The sequence below is a fragment of the Dactylosporangium sp. CA-233914 genome, assembly GCF_050942935.1.
Lineage (GTDB): Bacteria > Actinomycetota > Actinomycetes > Mycobacteriales > Micromonosporaceae > Dactylosporangium.
The window spans coordinates 12,873,426-12,887,295 of sequence record NZ_CP192030.1 but is presented as its reverse complement, the minus strand read 5'-3'; the positions used below and the strand labels follow the sequence as shown (position 1 = coordinate 12,887,295).

14 protein-coding genes are annotated in these 13,870 nt (G+C 70.5%); 8 read left to right on the top strand and 6 right to left on the bottom strand.

What is annotated here, in order from left to right:
• Nucleotides 1–19 precede the first annotated feature (19 nt).
• The 3 genes from ACQPY0_RS57740 to ACQPY0_RS57730 all read right to left on the bottom strand — a co-directional run bounded on the left by ACQPY0_RS57740 (nt 20) and on the right by ACQPY0_RS57730 (nt 4,539).
• Nucleotides 20–475, bottom strand: a complete 456-nt coding sequence (locus ACQPY0_RS57740) for a MaoC family dehydratase (protein ID WP_432982069.1) — start codon at nt 473–475, stop codon at nt 20–22.
• Between the two features lie 82 nt (nt 476–557).
• A complete protein-coding gene (locus ACQPY0_RS57735; RefSeq protein ID WP_432982066.1) occupies nt 558–3,854 on the bottom strand; it encodes a S8 family serine peptidase in 3,297 nt (1,098 codons plus the stop codon).
• 502 nt (nt 3,855–4,356) lie between these two features.
• Complete coding sequence (locus ACQPY0_RS57730) at nt 4,357–4,539, bottom strand: hypothetical protein (RefSeq protein WP_432982063.1); 183 nt, start codon at nt 4,537–4,539, stop codon at nt 4,357–4,359.
• A 41-nt stretch (nt 4,540–4,580) separates the two neighbouring features.
• Here ACQPY0_RS57730 and ACQPY0_RS57725 point away from each other — a divergent pair, with 41 nt between their 5' ends.
• Together ACQPY0_RS57725 and ACQPY0_RS57720 are read left to right on the top strand one after the other, a co-directional pair.
• Complete coding sequence (locus tag ACQPY0_RS57725; RefSeq protein WP_432982060.1) at nt 4,581–5,267, top strand: HAD family hydrolase; 687 nt, start codon at nt 4,581–4,583, stop codon at nt 5,265–5,267.
• A gap of 299 nt (nt 5,268–5,566) precedes the next feature.
• Complete coding sequence (locus ACQPY0_RS57720) at nt 5,567–5,932, top strand: TraR/DksA family transcriptional regulator (protein WP_432982057.1); 366 nt, start codon at nt 5,567–5,569, stop codon at nt 5,930–5,932.
• Here ACQPY0_RS57720 and ACQPY0_RS57715 read toward each other — a convergent pair.
• Entirely contained in the window at nt 5,882–6,103 is a 222-nt protein-coding gene (locus ACQPY0_RS57715; RefSeq protein WP_432982054.1) for a hypothetical protein, read from the bottom strand. The two genes, ACQPY0_RS57720 and ACQPY0_RS57715, sit on opposite strands and share 51 nt — an antisense overlap.
• Nucleotides 6,104–6,192: 89 nt before the next feature.
• On the opposite strand from ACQPY0_RS57715, the gene ACQPY0_RS57710 reads away from it, so the two are divergent.
• The 3 genes from ACQPY0_RS57710 to ACQPY0_RS57700 all read left to right on the top strand — a co-directional run bounded on the left by ACQPY0_RS57710 (nt 6,193) and on the right by ACQPY0_RS57700 (nt 9,772).
• Nucleotides 6,193–8,817 carry a response regulator gene (locus tag ACQPY0_RS57710; RefSeq protein WP_432982051.1) on the top strand — a complete coding sequence of 875 codons (2,625 nt, stop codon included), beginning with the start codon at nt 6,193–6,195 and terminating at the stop codon, nt 8,815–8,817.
• On the top strand, nt 8,814–9,188 hold the full coding sequence (locus ACQPY0_RS57705; RefSeq protein ID WP_432982048.1) for a response regulator: 375 nt from the start codon (nt 8,814–8,816) through the stop codon (nt 9,186–9,188). Before ACQPY0_RS57710 ends, ACQPY0_RS57705 begins: the two co-directional genes overlap by 4 nt.
• Before the next feature lie 92 nt (nt 9,189–9,280).
• Nucleotides 9,281–9,772 (top strand): sodium:solute symporter family transporter, encoded by a 492-nt coding sequence (locus ACQPY0_RS57700; RefSeq protein ID WP_432982045.1) that lies wholly within the window; start codon nt 9,281–9,283, stop codon nt 9,770–9,772.
• 33 nt (nt 9,773–9,805) lie between these two features.
• Here the strand turns inward: ACQPY0_RS57700 and ACQPY0_RS57695 are convergent, their stop codons facing one another.
• On the bottom strand, nt 9,806–10,099 hold the full coding sequence (locus ACQPY0_RS57695; RefSeq protein ID WP_432982042.1) for a hypothetical protein: 294 nt from the start codon (nt 10,097–10,099) through the stop codon (nt 9,806–9,808).
• 3 nt (nt 10,100–10,102) lie between these two features.
• Here ACQPY0_RS57695 and ACQPY0_RS57690 point away from each other — a divergent pair, with 3 nt between their 5' ends.
• Genes ACQPY0_RS57690 through ACQPY0_RS57680 form a run of 3 tightly spaced genes read left to right on the top strand, consistent with a single transcriptional unit; the run spans nt 10,103 to nt 13,298 of the window.
• Entirely contained in the window at nt 10,103–11,068 is a 966-nt protein-coding gene (locus tag ACQPY0_RS57690; RefSeq protein ID WP_432982039.1) for a hypothetical protein, read from the top strand.
• Between the two features lie 35 nt (nt 11,069–11,103).
• Nucleotides 11,104–11,799 carry a response regulator transcription factor gene (locus ACQPY0_RS57685; protein ID WP_432982036.1) on the top strand — a complete coding sequence of 232 codons (696 nt, stop codon included), beginning with the start codon at nt 11,104–11,106 and terminating at the stop codon, nt 11,797–11,799.
• Complete coding sequence (locus tag ACQPY0_RS57680) at nt 11,796–13,298, top strand: sensor histidine kinase (RefSeq protein ID WP_432982033.1); 1,503 nt, start codon at nt 11,796–11,798, stop codon at nt 13,296–13,298. The genes ACQPY0_RS57685 and ACQPY0_RS57680 overlap by 4 nt, the downstream gene beginning before the upstream one ends.
• 95 nt (nt 13,299–13,393) lie before the next feature.
• Here ACQPY0_RS57680 and ACQPY0_RS57675 read toward each other — a convergent pair whose 3' ends face one another.
• Entirely contained in the window at nt 13,394–13,864 is a 471-nt protein-coding gene (locus tag ACQPY0_RS57675) for a Rieske (2Fe-2S) protein (protein WP_432982030.1), read from the bottom strand.
• Nucleotides 13,865–13,870: the final 6 nt, after the last annotated feature.

The window sequence follows — 13,870 nt, the reverse complement described above, 5'->3', positions numbered from 1 at the left end:
CCCTCGGGCGCGGGGGTCGTCAGAGGAGCAGGCGCGTCAGCGACTCCGCGACGCAGACCGGCTTCTCCTGGCCCTCGCGCTCGATGGTGACCCGCGCCTTGAGCTGCAGCCAGCCCTCGCCCAGGTCGTCGGCCACGAGCAGCTCGACGCCGGCGCGGACCTTCGAGCCGGTCGGCAGCGGGGCCGGGAAACGGACCTTGTCCAGGCCGTAGTTGATGCCCATGCGGACCCCCTCCACGCGATATACCTGCCCGGCCAGCGTCGGCAGCAGGGAGAGCGTCAGGAACCCGTGCGCGATCGTCGCGCCGAACGGGCCGGCCTTCGCGCGCTCGGTGTCCACGTGGATCCACTGGTGGTCGCCGGTCGCCTCGGCGAAGAGGTTCACCCGCTCCTGCGAGACCTCCTGCCAGTCGCTGTGGCCGAGGTGTTCACCGACCGCGGCCAGCAGTTCTTCCGCGCTGGAGAAGATTCGCATGCCCCCGATCCTCAGACGGCCGGCCCCCAGGTGCAAGGGGCCGGCCGCTTTCTCGCAGCGATAGTGAGGATTTACCCTTCGATCACGTGCCGATGCGGTTGAGCTTGGCGCTCACCGTGATGTTGCTCTTCACGACCGTCGTGCCCGGCACCGCCGGTGTGACGACCGAGGTGGTGACCTCGCCCTGGCCCGGGAGCAGGCCGAAGACCGTCACCGTGTAGGACGTCGACGCGCCGGGCACCGGGTCGGTGCTGACGACGCGCAGGTCCTCGGTCGGCAGCGTGTTCACCGGGAGGCCCTGGCCGCCCGTGCCGTTGATGTTCTCGGCGCCGACCACCAGGTCCTGCCCGGCGGGCAGGGTGGTGATCGTGGCCGGGTCGTAGGCGAACACGACGTCCTGGACGCCGTTCACGCCGATCCAGACCTGGAAGCGGCGCTGCGTCGTGGTGCCGAAGTCGACGACCCGCCACTCGACGACGAGCCATGTGTCGACGCCGTCGGTCAGGGTCGCCACGTAGAGACCGGGCTGACCCGTGCCGTTCAGGTCGGTCCAGAACGGGGCGAGGACGTTGTTCGGCTTCGCCGGGTCCGGGATCGGGGTGATGCTGCAGCAGTTGTTGTTCTCGTTGCTGTCGTCACTGCCCGGGTACAGGTACCCGTTGGAGTCGATCGTCACCGAGTTGTACGTGATGCCGTTGTAGATGTAATCCGGCACGTTGAACGTCGTCAGGTCCTCGTCGCCGATCCCCACCGGGGTGATCCCGAAGAGGTCGAGCGGGAGATACCCGGCGATCGTGCCCGGCGTGAGCGACGGCGTGCCGGGGACCGCCCCGGCCAGGGTCGCGCCCTTCTTCTCCACCTTGAACGGGTTGACCACCTTGGCGCCGTTGGCCCCCGCGACCGGGAGGTTCAGCGACGTCGTGGTGGTGAAGTCCGCCGTGGTGTCGTTGAAGGTGCCGTTGGTCGCGGTAACCGTGCACTTGCTGGTCTGCAGCAGACCGATCGAGGCCGGCGTGCAGGTCTGGGTGACCTTCACGTCGCCCTGCTTGGGCACGAACGCGACCGGCAGGTGCAGCGTCGGGACGCCGCTGGTGACCGGGACGAGGCGGACCTCGCCGAAGTACTGGCCCTGCGCGGCGCTGGACTTGATGGTGATGCTGACCTGCTGGCTCTTGCCCGGCGCGACGGTGAACAGCGCCGGCGTCGCCGTGATCGACGAGCCGCTGGGCGACGTCGTCTCAACGCGGTACACCAGCGTCTTGTTCGTGACGTTCTTCGCCGTGCGGACCGCGGTGAGCTTGCCGGGCATGACCGGCGCGTTCACCGACGGCAGGTTGATCTGCACCGCGTTTACCGGGTCGTTGCCCAGGGCGTACATGCGGTCGGCCGTCTCGTCGAACGTCAGACCGGGGTTCGCGGCCAGGTTGACCTGGACACGGCCGGCACCGAGGTCGAACGGGTCGGCGGGCGTGACCCCGTCGTCCTTGAGCACCTTGGTCGTCGCCGTGGTCATCAGCGCCGACTTGATCTGACCCGGGGTGAAGTTCGGGTGCAGCGCCTTCTCCAGGATCGCGGAGCCGGCGATGTGCGGCGAGGACATCGACGTTCCGGCGATGGCCTGGAAGTACTGGCCGGCCGGGCCGGTGCTCGGGTCGTCCGGGGTCGGCGTGTTGCCGGCCAGGATCTGTGCGCCCGGAGCGGTGATGTCGGGCTTGATGAAGTTGCCGCCCGGCCCGCGCGACGAGAAGTTCGTCATCACGTCACTCGTACCGTTGACCTTCTCGCCCTGCGTGAAGGTGGCCTTCACGCCCGGGTGCGCGCCCACGTACGACAGGAACGGCGCCCCGTCGGCCAGGTGCACTGCGGGCAACCAGTGGTTGTCGCTCAGCGCGTCGGCCTTCGGGTTGTTGTACAGGATCATGCCGGCCGCGCCGCCTTGCGTGACGTTGAAGCCCTTCATGATCCGGCCCGGGCTGCGCTGGCACGCCACGATCTTGCCCGCGAATATCCCCGGCGCGGCCGGGATTTCGCACGTGGCGTTGTTGTACGGCGGCGCCGAGGCCATGACGACCGGCAACGCCGTGGAGATGCCGGGGGTGATCGAGACGCCCTTCAGCGTCGCCGCCGTGCCGTCCGAGGAGGTCAGCGTGAGCGTCGATTCGAAGGAGCGCTTCTGGGTGGATGCCGCGACGGTGGTGACCCACGGCGAGAGGTGGTCGGAGGTGCTCGCCGCCGGGCCGCTGTTGCCGGCCGAGGCGGCGACGAAGACGCCGGCCTTGTACGCGTCGAAGAACGCCAGCTCCACGACGTCGGTGTACGGGCTCGCGCCGCCCGAGATCGAGAAGTTGATGACGTTCACGCCGTCCTTGATCGCCTGGGCGACCGCGGCGGCCGAGTCGGTGCCGTAGCAGCCGGTGGCGCCACAGACCTTGTACACCGAGACCCACGCGCCGGGCGCGATGCCGTTGATCGGCCCGCGCTCGATGTTGAAGATCTTCGCCGAGGCGACCGGGTCACCGGCGGCCGTCGACGCGGTGTGCGTGCCGTGGCCGTCGGAGTCACGGGCGGTGTACCCGTAGAGCTCCATCTCCTGCAGCGCGTTGTACGTGTCCAGGAAGCCCTTGCCGCCGATGACCTTGTTGTTGCACACGAACGGGTCGGCGGCCGGGGTCAGCGGGTTGTCACCGAAGTCGCACGCGCGGGGCGTGCCGTCGGCCTTGGCGGGTGGTGCGCCGAGGTTGCCGTTGTCGGCGAACGACGGGTGCTCCGGCCAGACGCCGCTGTCCAGCGTGCCGAAGATGACGCCCTTGCCGGCGTTGGGCGCCCCGCCGAGCGACGGGTAGACCTTGTCCGCGCCGATGAAGGCCGGCGAGGAGTCCGTCTGCGGCTGCCGGGCCGTGTCGGACTGAACCGCCACCACATTGTCGATGGCCAGAATCGCGTCGATCTTGTTCGCCGGCACCGTCAGCGCGATGCCGCCGTAGACCGTCCGCAGCCGCTGGCCGACCTTGGCGTCGGGAACCTGCTTCTTGAGGTCGGCGAGGAACTTGTCCTCGATTCCGGCGATGCGATTTTCGTAGCGTTTCTCGTCGGCGCCGCCGGATAGCGCCTTCCCCGTTACGGACGGACTCGTCGCGGCATATCCGGCGATATCGCCGGAGTAGGTCGCGGTGGAGTCGTAGTCGAGCTTGACCGCGACCGGCACCCGGGCGGTGTCGGAGCGGTTGAGCAGGGACGGGTCGGTCTTGGCCATGCGGCTCGTCGGCGATTTCGCCGCCGAGGTCTGCTTGGCCGCCGTGTAGCCCTGTACTGCCTTCAGGCTGCTGGCTTCCGGTACCGGTGCGGCCTGGGCCGGGCCGGTCGAGACGATCAAGAGCATTGGCGGAACGAGTGCGGTAGCCACTGCGGCGTGCACCCATCTCCGTCGGCTCATCGTGCCCCCCTCTCGCTGGACGAGCTGGACGCGCGCCAATTTTTTGACGGATTTCAATGCGCGCCGCCTCAACATGCCAGCTTTCATCTGCGCTGGAAAGGGGCACTACGTCGTGACATCACTTCGTGAAAACCGGCGAGGGCCAGGACGAGGGTGGGTCCTTTCTTGCCGCCTTTCTGCCGTTTTTTGGGCCAGATGGTACTTTATCGGCATTTATTGGCGTCGGTCGTTGCCGGCCGTCGGGTTGATCACCACTGGGTCGCCCGCGTCGAGGCGCGCCGTCGGTATCCCGGCCCGCACCGCCGAGCGGTGGAACCGCAGCCGCTCCCGTGCGGATCAGGGTCGCGGCGAGCCGGCCGACCAGCAGGATCAGGAGCGACGCAATGAATCGGACAACATCACCGAGGGCGTCGCGAACAGCGTCCACTCCCTCGGGATTGGCCCGTATCTATTCATCCATGCCCGCGAGGCCGTGGGGGCTCTCCGGCTCGCGCGCGTGCTCGGGGCCGCCGGCCATTTCGTCGGCGAGGGTCACGCTGCAGTGTTCGGAGGCGAAGTCGCCGAGGTCGTCCGCGTCGAACCCGGGAAACGACCCGGCGGTGGGGACCGCCTGCTCGGGCTGCTGGGTCATGTATTCAGTGATACCCCGGCCCGGGTGGGTATCACCCGCACATGACCAAACCGGTGACCGGTGTGCTGTTCGATGTGGACGGCACCCTCGTCGACAGCGTGTACCTCCACGTCGTCGCCTGGTGGCAGGCCCTGCGCCAGCACGACCTCGACGTGCCGGCGGCCGGCATCCACCGCGCGATCGGGATGGGCTCCGACAAGATTCTCGACGAGCTGCTGGGACCCGGGCACGATTCGTCCGGCGACGACGCGATCCGGGCCGCGCACTCGAGCATCTACGCCACGTACTGGCCCGCGCTGCGCCCGCTGCCCGGCGCGCGCCGGCTGCTGGACACATGCGCGGACCGGGGGCTGCGCACGGTGCTGGCGACCTCCGCGTCCCGCCCGGAGCTGGACGCGCTGCTGCGGTGCCTGGACGCCGACGCCTCGCTCACGGCGGTGACGAGCGCGGATGACGCCGACCGGAGCAAGCCGGACCCGGACATCGTGACGGTGGCGCTGTCGCGCTCCGCCCTGTCGGCCGACGAGGTCGTCTTCGTGGGCGACTCGGTCTGGGACGTGCGCGCGGCGGCGCGGCTGTCGATCCCGTGCATCGGCCTGACGTGCGGCGGGCTGTGCGCGGCGGAGCTGCTGGATCATGGGGCGGCGGGGGTCTACCGAGATCCGCAGGATCTGCTGGAGAACCTCGACGAGGCGCTGACCACGGCCTTTCGGATGGCCTTGTCGTAAGACCAGCCTCCGCATCGCGACGTGGAACCCGACGATTCCGGGCTTGCCGGACCTATGCCCTGTCAGGCGAAAAATCCGATATGTCGTGGCGCGGAGCGCCCGACATATCGCTCGGAACCAATGGGCACCCCGTCTGCGCCAGCTCGCCATCAGCGCTGACCGATCGTGGGCAACATCGCTGTGCGATCGACGACGAGGCGATCATGGTGTCCTGTGCTGGGCGCGGAAAACAGCCAGGTTTGCGCGACCACTCAGGTGGGCACACCGGAAGCCACTGTTGCCGCAGCCCGGGGGGCCCGATGATGCTCGTTTACCCTGAGTCCCGAACCCAGGACATCCGCACAGCACTGCTCGGCCGGCGGGAGGAGCTGAAGGCGGAGTACGCCGTCGCCGTCGCCGACATGACCCTCGCGGGCTCGGCGGACGCGGGTGACGACGTGGCCGATCTGGGCACCAAGGCGTTCAACCGCGAGCAGGAGTTCGCGCTGTCGATGTCGATCCGCAACCGGATGGACCAGGTCGAGCGGGCGCTGGAGCGGCTCGAGGCCGGGCGCTACGGCACGTGCGAGACCTGCGCCGGCGAGATCCCGGTGGCCCGGCTGGCCGCCTTCCCGTCAGTCACGCTCTGCGTCTCCTGCAAGAGCCGCAGCGAGTCCCGCTACTAGGTCCAGAGCCCGCTGGGCCGCGTTCTGCAGATGCGGCAGATACTCCGGTGCGATCCCGGCGCCGGCCAGGTCCTCGGCCAGGAACGTGGTGTAGTTCACCACCGCGCCGAGGGTGTTCGACAGGTCGTGGGTGGCCGTGGCGACGGCGGTGCGCAGCGCGTCCTCGCTCATCTGGCCTCCCGCGGGCTTTTCGCTGACTAAAGTGAGTCCCGTTCACGAACATTACGGGGCGTAGTCAGATGGTAACTCTATTCACAGCCGTGCTGGTGGCAGCGGTGTTTCTCCGCGCGCTCGCCGCCTATGCCCGCGGCCGGGACCCGCTGCAGCTCGACATCGCCGTGATCTTCCTGCCGACCCTGGCCTTCTGCGTCAACGGCTCGGTCCGGGAACTGATCCACCGGCCCGTGCCCGTCGCCGTCACCGCGGCGGTCACCGCGCTGCTGATGCTTCAGCCGTACCTCACGCTGCGGCTCACCGCCCGCCTCGGCCGGGTCCCCCGGTGGCTCGACCTCAGCCTGCTGGTGCTGGTGCTCGGCAGCATGGCGGTGGTGGCCGCCGCGCCCCGCCCGCTGAGCACCGGGTACCTCGTCATCGTCACCGTCACGTTCACCACCACCGAGGTGATCGCCGGCTCGCTGCTGCTGCGCGCTGCATCCCGCCGCCGCGGCTCGGCCCGGGCCCGGCTGCGTCTGGCCGCCGTGGCCACCTACCTCTTCCCGGTGATGATGCTGATGCTGTTCACGGCGGCCACCCGCCACCCCGGCCAGCAGGTGTGGCAGCAGCCGGCCGGTCGAGTGGTGGCCCTGATCGGCGCGGCGATCTACCTGCTCGCCTTCGTTCCGCCCGGGTGGTTGCGCCGCACGATGTCGGCGGCGGTGTGGTTCGAGGCGACCGAGGACCTGCAGCGGCTGCCGGCCGACGTGGGCGCCGGCCAGGTGTGGCGGCGCTTCGTGCAGGTTGTGCACGACACCACGGGTACCGACGTCGTCCTGCTCGTCGACGAGCGGGGCGAGCGCATCGCGGCGGTCTGCCGCTCCGGCACCCGCCTGCCGACCGGGGCGCTCGGCGCCGACACGGGTCGGCTCGCCACCGGGCGGCCGGTGCGGCTGCGCCGGGACCATCCGCTCGCGCTGGCCACCGGCACGCGCCTGGTGACCGGGCTGGCGATCGAGGGGGTCGGCACGGTGCTGCTGCTGGACCGGTACCGCGCCCTGTTCAGCGTCGACGACCTGCGCCTGACCACCGTGCTCGGCGCCCAGGCCCGGGTGCTGGCCGGGCGCAGCGCGATGCTGGCCGGGCAGCGCGAGCTCGCCGAGCGCCTGGCCGAGTCGGTCGCCGCGCTCACCGAGGCCAGCCAGGCCAAGAGCGACTTCCTGGCCGGCATGAGCCACGAGCTGCGCACGCCGCTCAACGCGATCATCGGCTTCAGCGACCTCATGCGCGCCGAGCAGCCCGACGGCGACCGGCGCATCGTCCCGGCCGAGTGGGTCGAGCACGTGCACAACAGTGGCCGGCACCTGCTGGGCCTGATCAACGACATCCTCGACCTGGCCAAGGTCGAGGCGGGCCGCCTGGAGCTCAACCCCGAGCCGATCTCCCTGGACGCCGCCGTGGGCGAGGTGATCACCACGCTGCGGCCGCTCACGGACCGCAAGGGCCTGCAGGTGTACCTCGATGTGCCCCCGACCGCGGCGGTCCGCGCCGATCCCCTGCGGCTGCGGCAGATCCTCGACAACCTGCTCTCCAACGCCATCAAGTTCACCCCCGACGGCGGCCTGATCGCGGTCACCGTCTCCCCGGCGGCCGACTCCGTCGCGATCACGGTCGCCGACTCCGGCATCGGCATCGCCGCGGAGGACCAGGAGCGGATCTTCGAGGAGTTCCAGCAGGTCGGGCCGGCCGCACAGCGCAAGGCCGGCACCGGGCTCGGGCTCGCGCTGACCCGCCGGCTCGTCGAGGCCCACGGCGGCGCGATCGGGCTGGAGTCCGCTCCGGGGGAGGGCAGCCGGTTCACGATCCGGCTTCCGGCCGCCGAAATTCCGCGGGAGGAGGCCGCAGACGGCCCGGCACCGCGCCCCGGCCGCGGGCGGGTGCTCGTCATCGACGACGACGCACGCGCGGCGCAGCTGCTGGAGGCGTACCTCACCGGCGCGGGCTACGAGGTCCGTACCGCCGCCGGCGGCGCGGCCGGGCTGGCCGAGGCCGGCACGTGGCGCCCCGACGCCATCCTGCTCGACGTGATCATGCCCGGCCTCGACGGCTGGGACGTGATCCGCCGCCTCAAGCGCGACGAGGAGCTCCGCGTGATCCCGGTATTCTTCGCCACCATCGTCGACGACCGGCGGGCCGGCCTGGCCCTGGGCGCCACCGACTTCTTCGTCAAGCCCGTCGACCACGACGCGCTGCTGGCCCAGCTGGCCCGGCACGTGGCGCCGGCCCGATCGCCGGATCCGGCGTCGGTACTCATGGTGGACCGCGACGACCAGATGCGAGCGGTCGTCGAGCGGCAGCTCACCAACGCCGGCATCGACGTGGTGACCTGTGACGACGGGGCGGAGGGGCTGCGGCTGTCCCGCGAGCGCCGCTTCGACCTCATCATCTGCGACCTGCAGATGCCTGGCGTCGACGGCTTCGCGTTGCTGGCGGGGCTGGAGCGGGAGCCCACGACCCGGGGCGTGCCGGTCCTGGCGCTGACCACCTCGGACCTCTCCGACGCCGACCGGTCGCGGGTCATCGGCGCGGTCCCGCGCGGGAATGCGGCCGACGGTGTCCGCGAGTGGCTCGACCTGGCCGCGATACCGCCGGAGAGCGCCGCCGTATCGCGGGAAGGCACCGCCGTGGCGCAGGAAAGCGCCGCGGTTTCGTCCGACGGGACAGCCCGGTGAGCCGCGTCCTGCTCGTCGAGGACGAGGAGCTCAACCGGGTCCTGGTCCGGGCGATCCTGGCCCGGTCCGAGCAGCCCGCCGTGCGCGCGGTGCAGCTGGTGGAGGCGGGTTCGATCGGCGAGGCCCGCGCGGCGCTGGCCGCGGAGCCGGTCGACCTGGTGCTGCTCGACGTCAACCTGCCGGACGGCAACGGGCTCGCGCTCGCCGCCGAGCTCAACACCGAGCCGGCCCGCCCGACGGTGATCGCGCTGACCGCGAGCGTCCTGCCGCACGAACGGGCGGCGGCGATGGAGGCCGGCTGCGACGCGTTTCTGGACAAACCATACGCAGCCGCCGATCTGGTGACGATATTGGCGAATAACCTGAGTTGACCACTCGCGATTGGATCACGATGGTTTGATCTTGACCCTCGCCTGGGTAGGTGCGTGTCGCCCCACTCGCACCGGCCAAGGGGAGGGAACGGGTGCAGACGCTCGCCGAAGGGCTGCGCCTGCAGATGGACGCATTGGACTACGTCCTGCTGGCGCTCTACTTCATCACCGTCCTCGGGGTCGGTCTCGCCGCCCGCCGCTCGATCCGCAACAGCGTGGACTTCTTCCTGTCCGGCCGCTCGCTGCCGGCCTGGGTCACCGGCCTCGCGTTCATCTCGGCCAACCTGGGGGCCCTGGAGATCCTGGGCATGGCGGCCAACGGTGCCAAGTACGGCATCATGACGGTCCACTACTACTGGATCGGCGCTGGGGCTGCTGTTCCTGCTGTGGCAGTGGCTGCGCCCGGCCGAGCCGCCGGAGCCGGTGGACGAGGCCGGCGAGTAGCTGTTCTTCTGACCCGCAGCGCCGCAGACTGCCACGCATGGAAATCGTGTTGGCAGATGTGGCGCCCCAGCCGTCGGTGGCCTCGTCCTCGGCGGCCCTGGTCATCGGCGTGGCCTGCGTTGTCTTTCTGGCCGCCCTGATCGTGCTGCTCGTCTGGTTCCTCCGGCGCCGGTCTAGATGAGCGCGCCGATGAGCAGTGAGGCGGCGTTGGCGGCGACCGCTGTGGTGACCGTCCGGACCTTGTCCGCTTTTATCCCCAATATCAGGATCAGTGCCTCTATCGTGGTCGCGGCGACCTCGGCCGGCCACAGCCAGCCCGGGCGGTGCGTCAGCAGGAGCCACAGCGGCGGGTGGGTCACCAGGTTGACCAGCACACCCAAGGTCAGGGCCCGGCGCCAGGGCGCCGGCAGTAGCGCCGTGTACAACGGCACCTCGACCGCCAGGGTCAGCAGCAGGGCGTGGAGCACGCGATGAAGATAAGCCTGCTCTTCGTGCTGGCGGCGGTGGCCGCGCTCGGGATCGCGCTGCGGGCGCCGCTGGCGGTGACCGTGCTCGGGCTGGTCGCGTTCGGGGTGCTGCACAACGTGCTCGAGCTGCGGTACGTCGCCGGGCGGTTCGTCCTCCGGCGCCGCCTGCTGTTCGTGCTGCTCGGGCTCATCACGGCGATCGTGCTGTGCCGGTTGGCGTACCTCTACGTCGGCGAGCCGGCCCGCTATGCGGAGATCCTGGTCGGATACGGGGTGCTCGCGGCCGCCTGCGTCCAGGCGCTGCGCGGCTGGCGGCTCGCGGCGGCGGTCCTGGTCCTGGTCGTGGCGGCGGTGGCGTCGCTGGGCTTCCCCGGGTACCACTTCGTGATCCTGGCTCATCTTCACAACGTGGTGCCGCTGTTCTTCCTGTGGGAGTGGGCGGGGCGGCTCGCGCGGCCGGGGGTGTTCCGGTGGACGCAGGTGGCGTGGGTGCTCGGCGTGCCGGCGCTCGTGCTCGCCGGGGCGTTCGACCGCGTGCTCGGCGGCGTCTCGGGCTCGACGGTCGCCGCGTTCGCCGGCAACCCGGCGCCGATCATCGCCGCCAGCGCGCCGCCGGACTCGTCGACCCTGGTCGGTGCCCGGTTCCTGGTAGTTTTCGCCTTCCTGCAGACAATGCACTATTTCGTCTGGGTGTACTTCATGCCGCGCCACGCCCCCGAGGCGCCCCGGTTCCTGCTCGGCTGGCGCGCCTGGGCGCTCGGCGGCGGGCTGGGGGCCGCGCTCGCGGTGCTCTTCGTGATCGACTACGCCTCCGGCCGGGCACTGTACGGCGCCTTCGCCTCCTACCACGCGTACCTCGAGTTCCCCGTGCTCCTCGCCCTGCTGCTCGGGCCCGCGGGCGCAGGCGGTTCACAGCTGGTTTTCAGGGAAACCGCATCAGAGCGTCAGGTACCGGCGGCAGTCTCGTAGGGACAAGGGAACTCTGAGGTTATTTGGAGCGAATCATGACGCGGCTGCTTGTGGTCGACGACGAGCCGGACATCGTCGAACTGCTCTCCGCGAGCCTGAAGTATCACGGCTACGACGTCGCGAGCGCCACCAGCGGGCGCCAGGCGATGGAGGAGGCGCGGCGCTTCCGGCCGGACATGATCCTGCTCGACGTCATGATGCCCGAGCTCGACGGCTTCGAGGTCCTGCGCAAGTTGCGCGGCGAGGGCACCCGCGTGCCGGTGCTGTTCCTGACCGCCCGCGACGCCACCGAGGACAAGATCAAGGGCCTGACCCTGGGCGGCGACGACTACGTCACCAAGCCCTTCAGCCTGTCCGAGATCCTGGCCCGCATCCAGGCCGTCCTGCGCCGCGTCGCCGACCCCGCCGGCGGCGCCGCCGCGCAGACCTCGCGGCTCAACTTCGCCGACATCGAGCTGGACGAGGACACGCACGAGGTGTTCAAGGCCGGCCAGGATGTCCAGCTGTCGCCGACGGAGTTCAAGCTGCTGCGGTACTTCATGACGAACCCCGGCCGCGTGCTGTCCAAGGCCCAGATCCTCGACCACGTGTGGCAGTACGACTTCGGCGGCGACGCCGGCGTCGTGGAGTCCTACGTCTCCTACCTGCGCAAGAAGATCGACACCACCGAGCCCCGGCTCCTGCAGACCCTGCGCGGCGTGGGCTACGCACTACGGCTGCCCCGGACATGAAATCCTGGCCGCTCAGCGTCAGATCCTGGCCGCTCAGCGTCAAGCTGGTCGCATTGATGCTGGTGCTCCTCGCGGCCGCCCTGTTCATCACCGGCGCGGGCAACGTCTACAGCACCCGCGACTACCTCACCAAGCGGGTCGACCAGCAGCTGCACGACAGCTTTCAGCAGGCAAAGCACCAATGCGGCCCGACCGGCGACCAATTCCCCAGCCGCGGCCCCGGCCGGGACGCCCCAGCTCAGCGCAACGGCTACTACGTGGCATGCATCGCCGGCAACGGCGCCATCACCCAGGAGCTCTTCAACGCCAACACCGAGGGCCAAGGCGCCCCCGCCCTGCCGAGCACGCTGCCCGACCTGGAGGGCACCTTCATCCAGGGCGACCCCGCCGCCTGGGGCGCCTACGACACCGTCCACCCGGTCGGCGGCTCGGGCCACGACTGGCGGGTCCTGTACGCCTTCGACCGGGTGCACGGCGGCTCCGCGGTCGTCGCCATCAGCCTCAACGAGGTCGACGACACCGTCAGCCAGCTCGTCTGGCGCAGCTTCGCCATCGGCGCCGGAGTGCTGTTCATCCTCGCCGTGGTCGCCTACCTCCTGGTCCGCTCCAGCCTCCGCCCCCTGGTCGAGGTCGAGGAGACCGCCGAGGCCATCGCCGCCGGCGACCTGAGCCGCCGGGTCCCCGAGGCCGACCCCCGCACCGAGGTCGGCGGCCTCTCCCAGGCCCTGAACACCATGCTCGGCCAGATCGAGACCGCCTTCGAGGAGCGCCGCGCCTCGGAGCAGGCCGCCCTCGCGTCCGAGAACCGCATGCGCCGCTTCATCGCCGACGCCTCCCACGAGCTGCGCACCCCGCTGACCTCCATCCGCGGCTTCGCCGAACTCCACCGCCAGGCCGGCCACAGCGACGAGACGATCGGCCGGATCGAACACCACGCGACCCGCATGGGCCTCCTGGTGGACGACCTCCTGCTCCTGGCCCGGATGGACCAGCAGCGCCCCCTGGACAAGAAGCCGGTCGATCTGCTGTCCCTGGCCACCGACGCCCTGATCGACGCCCGGGTGACGGCCAAGGACCACCGCCTGCGCCTGCGCACCGCCAGCAGCGGCGACGACGACGCCGACATCGAGCCCCCCATCGTCCTGGGCGACGAGGCCCGCCTCCGCCAGGTCCTGCAGAACCTGCTCTCCAACGCCCTGCACCACACGCCGGCCGGCACCGAGGTGACGGTCTTCGTCGGCACCGACGCGAACAACGCCATCCTGGAGGTCGCCGACAACGGCCCCGGCATGACGGAGCAGGACGCCGCAAGAGTCTTCGAACGCTTCTACCGAACCGACCCCAGCCGCACCAGGGCCCTGGGCGGCTCCGGCCTGGGCCTGTCGATCGTCGCCGCCCTGGTAGCCGCCCACAACGGCCAGGTAACCCTGAAGACCCACCCCGGCGAGGGCGCCACCTTCCGCGTAACGATCCCGTTGCTCCGCCCCAGCACCCCCTGATCCCGAGCCGCTGCTCGCCGGGGCGCTGCGGTGGCAGCCGAGCGCCCGCCGTCTGTCCTGTTCGGACGTCGGGCGGTCGCTCGACCCGGTCGGAGTCAGGCCTTGGAGATGGCGTCGCCGGTCACCTTGATGGTGATCGCGGCGAGGGCCTTCTTGGCCGGGCCGCCGGCGACCGTGCCGTCCGCGATCTTGAATCGGCTGCCGTGGCAGGCGCAGTTGATGGTGCCCTCGGAGACGTCGCCCACCACGCAGCCGGCGTGGGTGCAGACCGCGGTGAAGCAGCGGAATGTGCCGGCCGCGGGCTGGGTGACGACGATCTTCTGGTCGGCGAAGATCTTGCCGCCGCCGACCGGGATGTCGGCGGTTCGGGCGAAGCCGGCCGGGGCGGTGCCGTCGCCGGCCGTGGTGCTGCCGGTGCCGTCGTTGGGGGCGGGGTTGCCGGTGGCGTCCGCGGCCTGGGGTGGGGTCGCGCTGTCGAGGCCGTACGCCGCGCATCCGGAGAGGGCCGCGGTCAGGACCGTCGCGCCGGTGCCGGCGAGGAGGGTTCGTCGGGTGGGAGTGCACATGGGTCT